The organism is Mesorhizobium salmacidum (SeqCode) (genome assembly GCF_037179605.1).
Taxonomy (GTDB): Bacteria; Pseudomonadota; Alphaproteobacteria; order Rhizobiales; family Rhizobiaceae; genus Mesorhizobium; species Mesorhizobium salmacidum.
This window is the reverse complement of record NZ_JAPYKS010000004.1, coordinates 191,401-205,360: the sequence shown is the minus strand read 5'-3', so window position 1 is coordinate 205,360 and position 13,960 is coordinate 191,401. Positions and strand designations below refer to the sequence as shown.

Genomic DNA, 13,960 nt, shown 5'->3' with positions numbered 1-13,960 from the left:
CATGGCCCCGCCTCTTCTCAATCTCGACGGGATAAAGCTGACTTTTGGCGGCACACCGCTGCTCGACGGCGCCGCCTTGACCGCGTCGGGCGGCGACAAGATCGCGCTGGTCGGCCGCAACGGGTCCGGCAAGTCGACGCTGCTCAAAATCGCCGCCGGCCTGATCGAGCCGCAGGACGGCGAGGTGTTCCGCCAGCCTTCCGCGACAGTGCGCTATCTGCCGCAAATGCCGGACATGGACGACTTCGCCAATGTGCAGGCCTATGTCGAAGCCGGGCTCGGGCCAGCCGACGATCCCTACCGCGCCAGCTATCTGATGGAGCATCTCGGCCTGTCGGGCGAGGAACGGCCAGGAGACCTGTCCGGCGGCGAGGCCAGGCGCGCCGCGCTTGCCCGTGTCATGGCGCCAGAGCCCGACATCCTGCTACTTGATGAGCCGACGAACCATCTCGACTTGTCTGTCATCGAATGGCTGGAAGAGGAGCTCGTCCGGACTTCCTCGGCGCTCATCGTCATTTCGCACGACCGCCGCTTCCTCGAACGCGTGTCGCGCGCCACCGTCTGGCTCGACCGTGGCCAGACCCGCAGGCTGGACAAGGGCTTTGGCCATTTCGAGGAATGGCGCGACCTGGTGCTGGATGAGGAAGAGCGCGAGCAGCACAGGCTCGGCCGCCAGATCGTGCGCGAGGAGCACTGGCTGCGCTATGGCGTGACGGCGCGGCGCAAGCGCAACATGCGCCGATTGGGCGAACTGCAGACCATGCGCCAGCGCTTTCGCGGCCATCGCGGCGCCGAAGGGTCCGCGACCATGGTGGCAAGCGACGCCGTCGAATCCGGCAAGCTGGTGATCGAAGCCAAGAACATCGAGAAGAGCTTTGGTGATCTCACCGTGGTCAAGGGGTTCTCGACCCGCATCCAGCGCGGCGATCGCGTCGGTCTTGTCGGGCCGAACGGCGCCGGCAAGACGACACTTCTGAAGATGCTGACCGGCGAGTTGGCGCCGGACGCAGGATCGGTGCGGCTCGGCACCAATCTGGAAATCGCCACACTCGACCAGAAGCGTGAGGCCGTCGACCCGCAGGAGACGCTGGCGCAATATCTGACCGACGGGCGCGGCGAAAATCTCGTCATCAATGGCGAGCAACGCCATGTCGTCTCCTACATGAAGGATTTCCTGTTCAAGCCGGAACAGGCCCGCACCCCTGTGCGTGAGCTTTCCGGTGGCGAGCGGGCGCGGCTGATCCTGGCGCGCGTGCTGGCACGGCCGGCGAACCTTCTGGTGCTCGATGAGCCGACCAACGATCTCGACATGGAGACACTGGAACTGCTGCAGGAACTGGTTGCCGGTTTTGCCGGCACCGTCATCCTGGTCAGCCACGACCGCGATTTCCTCGACCGCACCGTCACCAGCATCATCGCGCCGGACGGCGGCGGCCGCTGGGTCGAATATGCCGGCGGCTATTCCGACATGCTGGCGCAACGCGGCGGCACAAGGCTCGACGATCGCAAGACACGCGCCAAGGCCGAAGCCGGCGAAGCGCCCACGCCGGGCAGGAGCGAGCCGGCGGCGCCGAAAGGGCCGGCGAAGAAACTGTCGTTCAAGCAGAAGTTCGCCTTGGAGTCCCTACCCAAGAAGATCGAGGCGGTGACCGCATCGATCTCGCGGTTGGAAAACAACATCGCCGATCCGGCCTATTACGAGCGCGACCCGGCCTCGTTCCAGAAGACGATCGCCGCTCTCGACAAGGAGCGCGCCACGTTGGCGGCGCTCGAGGAAGAATGGCTGGAGTTGGAGATGCTGCGGGAAGAGATGGAAGGGTAGGTCCGCCTGCGGTCGGGGCAGCTTGATTTTATTGCCTCCATATCGGAATGCGCATATATTATGCGCATGTTGCGGAGGCTACCATGCGTAAGATTGCCTTGAATGCGTTCCGTCAGCCAGCAAATCTGTCGATCGACTCGAACCTCATGAGGGAAGCCAAGGGGCTTGATGTGAATGTCTCGCGCGCTGCGGAGGCCGGGATCGCGGAAGCGGTGGCGGCCGAAAAGACGAGGCTGTGGAAGCTTGAGAACCGTCCCACGATAGATGCGTGGAACAACTACATCGACAAAAACGGCATACCGTTGGAAGAGCACCGGCAGTTCTGATGCCCCGCTATGATGTCTTCGCCGGGCGTGTCGAAGGCAATTATTTGCTCGACGTTCAATCCGACCTGCTCGACAATTTCAAAACGCGGGTAGTCATCCCGCTACTGCCGGTCGCAACGGTGCCGCCACCGATGCGAAAGCTTCATCCGATCTTCGACATCAACGGCCGGAAGCTGGTTATGGCGACACACCTGATTGCTACCGTTCCGGCAAGCGAACTGGGCGAAAGTCGGCTGAACCTGACGAAGCATCATGACGAGATCGTTGCTGCGCTCGACATGCTGTTCCAAGGCTTCTGAGCCGAGACGGACCTGAACTCAACCCGCCGTCTTGGCCTGCCAGGCCTTGATCGCCTCGTCGAACACCTTCTCGCCGGGAATGCCCTTTTCCATGGTCAGCAATGCCCGCCGTCCGGTCTTGTAGACCACCGGCACGTCGATCCAGTCCTGGCCGCGCAAGAGAGTCATGTTGGCGTCTTCGTCGGCCTTGGTGTCGTTGAGCGCGACGAGGAAGAAGCCGTCGGCGATCTTGGCCGGGATGCCGATCAGCGGGCTGCCGGCGTCCTGTTCCGAACTCTTCATGGCGACGCGCAATATATTGTCGACGCCGCCGCCCTCGAAGCCGTCGGGCGTCAGGAAGATCATCTCGATGATGTGGCTCGCCGGCAGGGTCTGGTCGGTGTTGCGACGGATGGTCATGCGCAACTGGATGTCCTTGCCCGGAATGGTCGCCTCGGCACGGATCGCCGGCTCGGGCGGCAGGTCGCCGCCGGGCGATTCCTGCACCAGCGACCAGACGATGCTGCCGGGCTCGGCCGAACCCTGCGCGGTGCTGGTGCGCTCCTCATAGAAGATCGCCTTCTGGCCGACCGGAACCGCGGTCTGCGCAGCAGCCGCGGCCGGTGTCGCCGGCGTCGCGCCTGCCGGTGCGGGCGGCGTTGCGCCTGCCGGCGCGGGGGGCGGCGTGGCGGCGGCATCGGCCGGGACCGCGGGCGCGGTTCCATTGGCGGGTGGTGTCGCGGGCGGGGTGCCCGGTGCGGGCGTGGTCGCGGCTGGCGCGCCTGCCGCAGGCGTACCGGCAGCCGGCGTATTGGCAGCCGGCGCGGGAACCGCCGGCGCTGCCGTGGCCGGCGCATTCGTTGCCGTTGGCGGCGTCGTCAGCGCGGCGACGGATTCGCCCTCGCCTATGCCGCTCTGCCCACCCGCCGGGCCGGGATCGGTTTCGCCGCCTTCAGGCGTCAGCCGCTGCGTGAATTTCGTGCCTTCGGCGCCTGTCGCGGGCGCCGGTGGCGCGGCCGCGGCATCGGTTGCCGGCTTGGCCGGCGTCGTTTTCACCGGTTCGGTCTTGGCAACAACCTTGCTGCCGTCCATGCCCAGCATCTTGCCGAAGGCATCCTTGTTCAGCCAGATGCCGTAACCGCCGCCGGCAACGACCAGCAATGCGACGACGGCGGCGATCAACCCGCCATAGCTGCGCTTGCGTTCAGCCGGGCGCGAACGCTCGAAAGTGTCGGCGCCCGCCGGCGCTTCGTCATCGGCAAAGACATCGTCCTGGTCGTCATCCCGATTCGCGTCCATCCCCGGCAAGGTCTTTTCCGAAAAGTCCGGAGCGGGCTGCACCGGCGTCGGCCTTTGCCAGCCTGGCTCGGCCTTGGCGGCTGGAGCAGGCCGGTAGGGTTCGGGGTTCGTCGCGGGCTGCGCCGGTTTGTACGGCTCCGGGCTGGCCGCGGCAGGGGCGGGCCGATACGGAGAGGAAGCGGGAACCGGTTCGGCCTTGACTGGCTGCTTGACGTGGCTCGACTGGTTCTTGTTACGGTCGATGGAGGAAAAGATGTGTTCCAGTTCCGCGAGCGGATCCGTCTCCGGAACGCTTTTGACGTACTCACGCTCGACGCCGGCAATGGCGTCGTCCAGCGAGCGTTTCTGTTTGTCGATGGCCTCGGGAGCCAGGGGCGGCGAATATCCCGCAAGCTTCTTCGCCAGCATGGCGCGAACGCTGTTATAGATGCGCGTACGCTTCTCGGGCGTCTCGTCGCCGTGCTTCTCGAACGCGTTTTTCAGAACAGCAACGAAATCTGCCATGCTTCAGTCGACCTGTATTTTGCCTCCGCGCCGGCCCCCGCAAATCAGCCGCGATGCCCGGAAAGGCTTCAGAAACTAGTCTTGAAACGGATCGGTCACAAGTATCGTGTCGTCCCGTTCCGGGCTGGTGGAGAGGAGCGCGACCGGCGCGCCGATCAACTCCTCTATGTATCGGACATATTTGACGGCCTGGGCCGGAAGATCGTTCCAGCTGCGTGCGCCGGCGGTGGTGCCTTTCCAGCCTTCCAGCGTCTCGTAGATGGGTTCGACGCGGGCCTGCGCGCCCTGGCTTGCCGGCAGATAGTCGATCGTCTCGCCGTCGAGCCTGTAGCCGGTACAGACCTTGATCTCGTCCAGCCCGTCGAGCACGTCGAGCTTGGTCAGCGCGATGCCTTTGATGCCGTTGACGGCGACCGCCTGGCGCACCAGCACCGCGTCGAACCAGCCGCAGCGGCGCTTGCGCCCGGTGACGACACCGAATTCATGGCCGCGCGTGCCGAGGAACTCGCCGACCTCGTTCTTCTGCTCGGTCGGGAACGGACCTTCGCCGACGCGCGTCGTGTAGGCCTTGGTGATGCCGAGAACATAGCCGATGGCGCCCGGGCCGACGCCGGAGCCTGCTGCGGCCTGGCCGGCGACCGTGTTGGACGAGGTGACGAACGGATAGGTGCCGTGGTCGATATCGAGCAGCGTGCCTTGCGCGCCCTCGAACAGGATGCGCTCGCCGGCGCGGCGCTTGTCGTCGAGCACCTTCCAGACGCGATCCATATAGGGCAGGATGCTGTTCGCGACCGAGGTCAATTCCTGCATGATCGCGTCATGCGTGACTTCGGCATGGCCGAGCCCGCGACGCAGCGCATTGTGGTGCGTCAGCAGCCTGTCGACCTTCAGGGGCAAAGTTTCCAAATCCGCCAGATCCATCACCCGAACCGCGCGCCGGCCCACCTTGTCCTCGTAGGCGGGGCCGATACCGCGTCGGGTCGTGCCAATCTTCGTTCCGGAATTCAAAGCGGCATCCTCGCGGAATCCGTCCAGTTCCCGGTGGACGGACAGGATAAGCGCCGTGTTTTCGGCTATTTTCAGGCGATCCGGCGTCACTTCCACGCCCTGCGCCTTGAGCTTCTCCACTTCGGCGACGAAAGCATGCGGATCGAAGACCACGCCATTGCCGATGATGGACAGCTTGCCTTCCCGCACGACGCCCGAAGGCAGCAGCGACAGCTTGTAGACCTTACCGTCGACGACCAGCGTATGACCGGCATTGTGGCCGCCCTGGAAACGCACCACCACATCGGCACGCTCCGACAGCCAGTCGACGATCTTGCCCTTGCCTTCGTCGCCCCATTGCGAGCCGACGACCACCACATTGGCCATGTTTCTTTTCCCTTGAGACGCCGCCGCGCGGCTTGGATATGGTTCGAAACGACAGGCCTCTATAGCGTCAAGACCTCGCGAGTGCGACCTTTCTTTGCCGCCAAAAATGCCCTGAGGCACAACAATTTCCGGCTTTGACATCATTTACTTGGGCTGGTGGGGGCAATAGGCCGGCAAACACCGCAGCCCATCCCGCGGCCGGAAGCCCGCGATGCATCGAAGCGCCTACATATTCCTGCTGCTCACCACCTTGCTGTGGGGCGGCAATTCGGTGGCCGGCAAGCTGGCGGTCGACCACGTCTCGCCAATGACGCTGGTCTTCCTGCGCTGGATGCTGGCCGTGGCGATCCTGCTGCCGATCGGCTGGCGCACGATCCAGCAGGATTGGCATGTCGTGCGCAGGCACTGGTTCGTGCTGGCGGCGCTGGGCGCCAGCGGATTCACCCTGTTCAACACCATCTTCTACACCGCGCTGAATTACACCACGGCGATCAATGTCTCGATCGAACAGGCGGCGATGCCGATCCTGATCATGACAGCCAATTTCGTTTTCTTCCGCCTGCGCGTGAACTGGGCGCAGATCGCCGGCGTGGCGCTGACCATCTTCGGCGTCATCCTGACAGCCTGTCATGGCGATCCCCGCCGGCTGCTGACGTTGGAACTCAATTTCGGAGACGCCATCATGCTGGTCGCGGTCGTTCTCTACAGCGGCTATTCGGTCGGGTTGCGGCTGAAGCCGGCGATGCGCTGGCAGAGCCTGATGCTGGCCATGTCGTTCGCCGCGCTCATCACCTCGCTGCCCTTCTTCCTGTGGGAAGCCGCCGCCGGCAAGGTGATCGTGCCCGATACGCGCGGCTGGGCTGTCATCGTCTACACGGCGATCGGCGCTTCGGTGATCTCGCAGATAACATATATCAGGGGCAACGAGCTTATCGGCGCCAACCGCGCTGGCCTGTTCATCAATCTGGTGCCGATCTTCGGCACACTGCTTTCGGTGCTGATCGTTGGCGAGACCTTTCAGCTCTATCAGGCGCTGGCATTGGTTCTCGTTCTGGGCGGCATCGGGCTCGCCGAACACAGCGGGCGCAAGATGGCTTCTGGCCAGAGCAATTCCAGGAAGCGCGCGTAGCACTTTCCCTTGGGATTGCCATGTAAAGAGTTGAAGCGGTTCGGCGATTCCATCAAACATTAAACCGCTGACTAGAGGCTCCAAATCATGCCACCGTCGGCAACGGCGCATCCGCCGGGCGGTTCCAGCGGTCATGGAAACGCCCCGCATGCATTCCGGCAAACGGGGCGTCGTGTGCTTGTCACCTGGGGAGGTGCGGAGAGCTAGATTCCGCCCACGTCGAACTGGAGGCGCTTCGCCGAGTCGATCGACATGTGGCCTCGCACCTGCTCCAGCACTTTTTCCGGGAACGGCGCGTCGAGATAGAGCAGCGCGATGGCGTCGCCGCCGGGTCGGTTGCGCCCAAGCTGGAAGTTGGCGATGTTGACGCCATTCTCGCCGCACACCGTGCCGAGCAGCCCGATGATGCCTGGTGCGTCGGCATTGGTCGTATAGAGCATGTGCTGGCCGACCTCGGCGTCGAGATTGATGCCCTTGATCTGAATGAAGCGCGGCTTGCCGTCGGAGAAGCAGGTGCCTGCGATCGAGCGGGTCCTGTGCTCGGTCTTGACGGTGAGCTTGATATAGCCGTCGAAGACGCCCGACTTGTCGCGCTTGACCTCGGCGACGATGATGCCACGCTCCTTCACCATGATCGGCGCCGAGACCATGTTGACGTCGGCGACCTGCGGCCGGATCAGTCCGGCAAGGGCGGCACTGATCAGCGCACGGGTGTTCATCGTCGCGGTCGAGCCGTCGAACAATAGCTCGACCTCGCTGATCGGATCCTCGGTGACCTGTCCGACAAAGGCGCCGAGCACTTCGGCGAGCTTGACGAACGGCTTCAGCCGCGGCGCCTCTTCCGCTGTGATCGAGGGCATGTTGATGGCGTTGGAGACCGCGCCCTTGATCAGGTATTCGGCCATCTGCTCGGCGACCTGCAGCGCGACATTCTCCTGTGCTTCCGCCGTCGAGGCGCCAAGGTGTGGTGTCGCCACCACGTTCTCCATGCCGAACAGCGCATTCTGCTCCGCTGGCTCGACCTCGAACACGTCGATGCCGGCGCCCGCCACCTTGCCGCTCTTCAGCGCCGCGACCAGGTCGGCCTCGACCACCAGCCCGCCACGGGCGCAGTTGATGATGCGCACGCCATTCTTCATCTTGGCGATGGCTGCCGCATCGATGATGTTGCGGGTCTTGTCGGTCAGCGGCGTGTGCAGGGTGATGAAGTCGGCGCGGGCGAAGAGTTCGTCCAGTTCCACCTTGTCGACGCCGAGCTCCTCGGCGCGCTTGTCCGACAGGAAAGGGTCGAAGGCGATGACATGCATCTTTAGCCCGACGCCGCGTGTGGCGACGATCGAACCGATGTTGCCGCAGCCGATGATCCCCAGCGTCTTGCCGGTGATCTCGACGCCCATGAAGCGGTTCTTCTCCCATTTGCCGGCATGGGTCGAAGCGTTGGCTTCCGGGATCTGGCGGGCGAGCGCGAAGATCATCGCCACGGCGTGCTCGGCCGTCGTGATCGAATTTCCGAAGGGCGTGTTCATCACGATGATACCCTTGCGGCTTGCCGCCGGGATATCGACATTGTCGACGCCGATGCCGGCACGGCCGATGACCTTGAGATTGGTGGCGGCGTTGATCAGCTTCTCGGTGACCTTGGTCGCCGAGCGAATGGCGAGGCCGTCATAGCGGCCGATCACTTCGAGCAGCTTTTCCTTGTCCTTGCCGAGATCGGGCAGATAGTCGACCTCGACGCCGCGATCCTTGAATATCTGCACGGCCGTGGGAGAGAGTTTGTCAGAGACGAGAACGCGGGGCGCCATGGCGGCCTCCTTGAAAATGGGATTGATCCGGGAATGGGCGGCCCTCGGGCCGCCACGGAGAGTTTCAGGCAGCCGCTTTCAGCGACGCCTTCTGGCTGGCAAAAGCCCAATCGAGCCAGGGCATCAGCGCTTCGAGATCGGAGGCCTCGACGGTTGCGCCGCACCAGATGCGCAATCCCGGCGGGGCATCGCGATAGGAACCGATGTCGTAAGCGACGCCTTCCTTGTCGAGCATCGAGACAAGCCCCTTGGCAAAGGCCGCCTGCCCGTCAGCATCGAGCGCCGCGACATCCGGGTCGCTGAAGGACAGACAGACCGACGTGTTCGATCGTGTCGCCGGCGCGACGGCGAGATGGCCGAGCCAGGATGAGCTTTCCACGAACCGATCGAGCACGGCGGCATTGGCATCCGCCCTGGCAATCAGCGCATCGAGGCCGCCGATCGACTTCGCCCAGTTCAACGCGTCGAGATAGTCCTCGACGCAAAGCATCGACGGCGTGTTGATGGTTTCGCCCTTGAAGACGCCCTCGATCAGCTTGCCGCCAGAGGCCAGGCGGAAGATTTTCGGCAACGGCCATGAAGGCTTGTAGCTCTCCAGCCGCGCGACGGCACGCGGCGACAGGATCAGCATGCCATGCGCGCCCTCGCCGCCCAGCACCTTCTGCCAGGAGAAGGTCACGACGTCGAGTTTCTCGAAATCGAGCCTTTGCGCGAAGGCCGCGGAAGTAGCGTCGCAGATGGTCAGGCCCTTGCGATCGGCGGGAATGAAGCCTCCGTCCGGCACACGGACGCCCGAGGTCGTGCCGTTCCAGGTGAAGACCACATCGCGATCGAAATCGAGCCTGCTCAGATCCGGCAGTGCGCCGTAGCCGGCTTCGATCTTGCGGACATCGGCGAGTTTCAGCTGCTTGACCACGTCGGTGACCCAGCCGGAGCCGAAGCTTTCCCAGGCGACCATGTCGACGCCGCGCTCGCCGAGCAGCGACCACAGCGCCATTTCGACGGCACCTGTGTCGGAGGCCGGCACGATGCCGATGCGGTAGTCGGCCGGGACCTTGAGAATCTCGCGCGTCAACGCGATCGCCTGCTCGAGCTTGGTCTTGCCGATTTTGGCGCGGTGGGAACGGCCGAGCGCGGCGGATTTCAGCGCCTCGACCGACCAGCCGGGACGTTTTGCGCAGGGACCTGAGGAAAAATTGGGATTTGCCGGACGGAGTCCGGGCTTCGTAAACGTCGTCATCGTGGTCTATCCTTCCAGATAGTGGCCCCTCGTTGGGGAGGGGTGGCCCACGGACGGCGATATGCGTTCAGGCCTCGGGCGTCAAGAGGAAAGTTTTTGTCGCTGCCGGGATACCAGACGCATGTCGCCCAAAAGTGCGCGGTGGTTTTGGGACAACGACATTGCAATCAAACAATGTCCGCGATCAGCATTTCGTGACTCAAACGCAAACGGCGGACCACAGGATCCGCCGCCAAAGTCCCGGTCTTTCCCAGGCCTTACCAGAGGTCGTAGCGCAGCCCGAGCTTGACCGTCTGGTAGTCTATGCCCTTGTGAATGTTGAAGGCGCCATTGTCATAGGCGACATATTTGCCGTCCGGCACCGAGAAATACTCATAGCCCAGGTCGACGGAGACGTTCTTGGTAACCTGATAAGACAGCCCGGCGCCGATCGAGTAGGCGAAGTTGAATTTGGCGGCCGTATCGGTTTGGCCATCATACCCTGCGGGGTCATTGCAGAAAAACCCGCCCGTTCCGGCGGAATTTACCGGTGTTTCCACACAATCCTTGGCGCCGATGCTCTTGTAATATTTGTTGTACGCAAGGCCGATACCGCCGCCGATATAAGGAGTGATTCCCACATAAGTGCCGAGATCGACATAGCCATTGGCCATGAGGCTGTAAGCTTTGTTGCTGCCGTTGTCGATCTGGTCGCACAACTGCGATGCGGGCGCGGAATTGATGGTTCCGAAACCGTCATCTACGAGCGTCGAGCCTTTGCAAGTGGTGGCAAGTTTCTGATGATCGGCGAATTTATTGGTCGGCAGAATCCCGCCATTCAGTTCCACCCGAAGATAGTCGTTGACGTGATAGCCCATACCGACGCTGCCTGTAAAAAGGCTGCTCTCGGACGTAAAGCTGTTCAGGGGCCCGCTCGAGACCTCCTCGTGATCGAATGGGTGGCTGAACGCATAGCCGACATCGCCGCGCAGGTACCAGCCAGAGCCGACCTCGACCGGCACATAGTCGGGTGCCTGGTCGACATAGATCGGTGGATCGTAGTCGGCGGCGATTGCAGGCGTCAGCGGCAACAGGAATGTGGCAAGCGCCAGCCCCATACGCGATATTGATATCATGGTCCCCGGCTCCCGAATTCGGCGCGTCGCTAGGTGACGGCACCATCGTTTCAGGAAGCATTGTTAACCATAGTGGTTAAGTCGCGGTTAAGGCTAACAGAGCGTTAGCGAATTGATTTCGCAATGCATGTCGCCCAAAATGGCCTGGCTTTGGAGAAGCCGGCACGCAGGAAAGCAAAGGTCTGAAGTGTGCCCCTTGGATCTATTTCGATGCGACGTCTGAAGTACGTCCCTGGCGACAACACAAACGAAAACCGCCCGGCTGGGCCGGGCGGTTCGCGTATATCAGGTCGTGCAAGTCTTACTTGGTGTAGATCGGCTCGGGTTCGGGCTGGTAGGCCACCACCGGTGCGGCGCAACCGTTGTTGCCGCCGAACTGGTAGCGCAGGCCACCCCGCACCTCGTGGGTGTTGAAGCCATGATCGAAGCCAGGCCCGGCGCTGCTCGTGTCGTATTCGAACATGCGGCCGCCCTGGATATGGGAGAAGCGGTAGCCAGCATCGAGGATGATCTTGTCGGTCAGGCAGTAGGAAGCACCGGCCATGACCGCGTAGGCGAAACGCCAGTTGGACGCGCCAGGATTGGTCTCGGTGGTGTTCGGATCGCGGACGGTATCCCACTTGACGCGCGCACCGCCGATGCCGGCGCCGACATAGGGCGTGATGCCGTGCCAGGTGCCGATATCCACATAGGCATTGGCCAGCAGCAGCAAGGCGCTCATCTTCGACACTTCGGTCGAGGTCGAGGTGAGATCCGAGGTGCCGCCATTGAAATTCGACTTGAACCAGTAGTCGGCGGTCAGGTCGGTGCGGAAGTGTTCGTTGATCTTGTAGCCGACACCGCCGCCGAGCGAGAAGCCGCCCTTGAGCTTGCCATAGTCGAAAGTCTTGCTGCCGGCGACCCCGACAGGAGGTCCGCAGGGGCAAGGGGCGGCCCCATAGGTGATGTAGTCGATGTCGCCCACCTTCGACTTGTGATAGTCGATGTCGCCGCGGATATACCAGCCGCCGACATCCACCGGCTGCTCGTAGACCGGTGGCGGTGCCTCTTCGACCTGCGGCTCCGGCAGGTCGGCTGCGAACACCGGCCAGGCCAAACCCGCGAACAGCAGCGCGAACAGGGCCTGTCTTGCTGTATTGAACATGCTTGTCACCCCTAGAAACCTCGGAACGGCGATCGTGTCCGGATGAGATTGGCTTTCAGGCGTGGATAATGAATTGCAAAGGTTAAAAGGCGTTTAACCCTGTCGATTAACCACGAATCTCTAAAGTTCCAGGAATTCGGCGATGATTTCGACAGAAGGAGACCAGTTGTGGCCAACAAAAAGCCCGCCGGAGGGGCGAGCTTTCGATGCAACCAAGGCGGCGCGCGACGCCTTCCGGCGGGGCGGTGATCAGGCGGCGCTGCGGGTTTCCGAGATCACCCCGACGATGTCGTTGACCACGGCCTCGACCAACTGCGGATCGTCGCCCTCGGCCATGACACGGATCAGCGGCTCGGTGCCGGATGGACGGATGACCAGCCGCCCGGCCTTACCGAGACGGTGGCGGGCGTCTTCGATCGCGGCCTTGACCGGGGCTTCCTCCAGCGGCTTGCCGCCGGCGATGCGAACGTTCTTCAACAGTTGCGGCACCGGCTCGAACTTCTTCGACAGTTCGCTGACCGGGCGGCCCTGCCGCTTGATGCAGGCCAGCACCTGCAGCGCCGAGACCAGACCGTCGCCCGTGGTCGAAAAGTCTGACAGCACGATGTGGCCCGACTGCTCGCCGCCGACATTGAGCCCATGCGCGCGCATATGCTCCACGACGTAGCGGTCGCCGACCTTGGTGCGGTGCAATTGCAGCTTCATGTCGCCGAGAAAGCGTTCGAGGCCGAGATTGGACATGATCGTCGAAACGACGCCGCCGCCAGCCAGCCGCCCGCTCTGGTGCCATGACTCGGCGATCAGCGCCATGATCTGGTCGCCGTCGACGATGGCCCCGTTCTCATCGACGATGACGACGCGGTCGGCATCGCCATCGAGCGCGATGCCGATGTCGGCGCGGACTTCATGCACCTTCTTCTGCAGCCCGGCCGGATGGGTCGAGCCGCATTCCCTGTTGATGTTGAAACCGTTGGGCTCGACATTGATGGCCACGACCTCGGCGCCAAGTTCCCACAGCGCCTCGGGCGCCACCTTGTAGGCCGCGCCATTGGCGCAGTCGACGACGATCCTGAGGCCCGAAAGCGACATCGAGCGTGGCAAGGTGCGCTTGGCGAATTCGATGTAGCGGTCATGCACGCCGTCGACGCGCTTGGCGCGGCCAAGCCCGTCGGAATCGGCGAGCGCCAGTTCGATATCCTTGTCGAGCATGCTCTCGATGCGTTCTTCGATCTCGTCGGAGAGCTTGTAGCCGTCGGGCCCGAACAGCTTGATGCCGTTGTCGTAATAGGGATTGTGCGAGGCCGAGATCATGACGCCGATGTCGGCACGCAGCGAACGCACCAGCATGGCCACCGCCGGCGTCGGGATCGGGCCGAGCAGGAACACGTCCATGCCCGCGGCGCAAAGGCCGGCGACCATCGCGTTCTCGATCATGTAGCCGGAAAGCCTGGTGTCCTTGCCGAGCACGACACGATGGCGATGGCTGCCGCGCTGGAACGAAAGACCGGCGGCCATGCCAACCCGCATGGCGATTTCGGCGGTCATCGGAAACTTGTTGGCGCGCCCGCGAATGCCGTCCGTGCCGAAGTAATTCCCTGCCATGCTAACCGGTACCCTCGATTGTCCTTAGCCGGCACGTCATGCCACAATTGGCCGCCGCGCCTCGATCACATTGTGTGATTATATGTTACCAATCCTTAGAAAATCATTGTTGTGCACTGCACACAACATGGCGGCAGCTTAGCATGGAGACGCGGTTGCGTCACAATATACCAGTTTTGCGAGCCATTCGGCGCGGATGCACCCCGAGAATTCTTGCTTCGGCGGCCGTCAGGTCAAATGATTTCATCACCTTGTCGTCAGAATGCGATTTTCGGCGATATATACGCCACTTAGCATCTGGCGCAACCGACCGTTGAGCGTT

General features: G+C 62.9%; 11 protein-coding genes. 4 read left to right on the top strand and 7 right to left on the bottom strand.

What is annotated here, in order from left to right:
* Position 1 precedes the first annotated feature (1 nt).
* The 3 genes from O7A60_RS07365 (at position 2) to O7A60_RS07355 (ending at position 2,447) form a co-directional block, all read left to right on the top strand.
* Complete coding sequence (locus O7A60_RS07365; protein WP_337105695.1) at positions 2-1,822, top strand: ABC-F family ATP-binding cassette domain-containing protein; 1,821 nt, start codon at positions 2-4, stop codon at positions 1,820-1,822.
* A gap of 83 nt (positions 1,823-1,905) precedes the next feature.
* Positions 1,906-2,148, top strand: a complete 243-nt coding sequence (locus tag O7A60_RS07360; RefSeq protein WP_337105694.1) for a type II toxin-antitoxin system CcdA family antitoxin — start codon at positions 1,906-1,908, stop codon at positions 2,146-2,148.
* Positions 2,148-2,447 carry a CcdB family protein gene (locus O7A60_RS07355; protein WP_027141816.1) on the top strand — a complete coding sequence of 100 codons (300 nt, stop codon included), beginning with the start codon at positions 2,148-2,150 and terminating at the stop codon, positions 2,445-2,447. Before O7A60_RS07360 ends, O7A60_RS07355 begins: the two co-directional genes overlap by 1 nt.
* 18 nt (positions 2,448-2,465) lie before the next feature.
* Here O7A60_RS07355 and O7A60_RS07350 read toward each other — a convergent pair whose 3' ends face one another.
* Both O7A60_RS07350 and O7A60_RS07345 read right to left on the bottom strand, forming a co-directional pair.
* Positions 2,466-4,229, bottom strand: coding sequence for a hypothetical protein (locus tag O7A60_RS07350; RefSeq protein ID WP_337105693.1), 1,764 nt, complete (start codon positions 4,227-4,229; stop codon positions 2,466-2,468).
* A 75-nt stretch (positions 4,230-4,304) separates the two neighbouring features.
* Positions 4,305-5,603, bottom strand: a complete 1,299-nt coding sequence (locus O7A60_RS07345) for an adenylosuccinate synthase (protein ID WP_337105692.1) — start codon at positions 5,601-5,603, stop codon at positions 4,305-4,307.
* A 211-nt stretch (positions 5,604-5,814) separates the two neighbouring features.
* Here O7A60_RS07345 and O7A60_RS07340 point away from each other — a divergent pair, with 211 nt between their 5' ends.
* On the top strand, positions 5,815-6,732 hold the full coding sequence (locus O7A60_RS07340) for a DMT family transporter (RefSeq protein WP_337105691.1): 918 nt from the start codon (positions 5,815-5,817) through the stop codon (positions 6,730-6,732).
* A 203-nt stretch (positions 6,733-6,935) separates the two neighbouring features.
* On the opposite strand, the gene serA is transcribed toward O7A60_RS07340, so the two are convergent.
* From serA to glmM, 5 genes are all read right to left on the bottom strand, one after another.
* Positions 6,936-8,537, bottom strand: coding sequence for a phosphoglycerate dehydrogenase (gene serA, locus O7A60_RS07335; RefSeq protein WP_337105690.1), 1,602 nt, complete (start codon positions 8,535-8,537; stop codon positions 6,936-6,938).
* A 64-nt stretch (positions 8,538-8,601) separates the two neighbouring features.
* Complete coding sequence (locus tag O7A60_RS07330; RefSeq protein WP_337105689.1) at positions 8,602-9,777, bottom strand: phosphoserine transaminase; 1,176 nt, start codon at positions 9,775-9,777, stop codon at positions 8,602-8,604.
* Positions 9,778-10,034: 257 nt separating this feature from the next.
* Positions 10,035-10,874 carry an outer membrane protein gene (locus O7A60_RS07325; protein WP_337105688.1) on the bottom strand — a complete coding sequence of 280 codons (840 nt, stop codon included), beginning with the start codon at positions 10,872-10,874 and terminating at the stop codon, positions 10,035-10,037.
* A 319-nt stretch (positions 10,875-11,193) separates the two neighbouring features.
* Positions 11,194-12,036: an outer membrane protein gene (locus tag O7A60_RS07320; RefSeq protein WP_337105687.1), complete on the bottom strand. Its 843-nt coding sequence runs from the start codon at positions 12,034-12,036 to the stop codon at positions 11,194-11,196.
* Between the two features lie 249 nt (positions 12,037-12,285).
* Positions 12,286-13,638, bottom strand: a complete 1,353-nt coding sequence (gene glmM, locus O7A60_RS07315) for a phosphoglucosamine mutase (protein ID WP_027141808.1) — start codon at positions 13,636-13,638, stop codon at positions 12,286-12,288.
* Between the last annotated feature and the right edge of the window lie 322 nt (positions 13,639-13,960).